This is a genomic window from Acetobacter sp. AAB5 (genome assembly GCF_050106715.1).
Classification (GTDB): Bacteria; Pseudomonadota; Alphaproteobacteria; order Acetobacterales; family Acetobacteraceae; genus Acetobacter; species Acetobacter oryzifermentans.
In genome coordinates, this window is record NZ_JBNIEW010000063.1 from 1 (window position 1) to 379 (window position 379).

Here is a 379-nt window from a genome sequence, read left to right on the forward strand (position 1 = left end):
GGATACCGTGGCTGTGGTGGGGGAGTTGTCCGGGCGCACCTCAATCTGGTCTACAGCCGCACCGTGGCGCACACCCCCGATCAGGATGGACTGCAGGTCAGACGCAAAGTCTCGCACCAGATCCATGGCTGTCTTGTTGCGGCGCACCAGCAGGTTGTAGCCCAGAACAGCTGGCACGGCAGTCGCCAGACCAATGGCCGTCATGATCAGGGATTCACCCACAGGCCCCGCCACCTTGTCGATGGATGCCTGACCGGCAATGCCGATCGCTGTCAGCGCGTGGTAGATCCCCCACACCGTGCCGAACAGACCGATGAACGGAGAAGTGGAGCCCACCGTGCCCAAAAAGGCCAGGCCCTTTTGCAGGCTGTTCTGGATG

The 379-nt window shown here is 62.3% G+C and carries 1 protein-coding gene; it reads right to left on the reverse strand.

All coding sequences use genetic code 11. From position 1 onward, the window contains the following. On the reverse strand, nucleotides 1-379 hold a 379-nt coding region (locus ACP7IZ_RS13805; protein WP_426849734.1), incomplete at both ends, for a MotA/TolQ/ExbB proton channel family protein.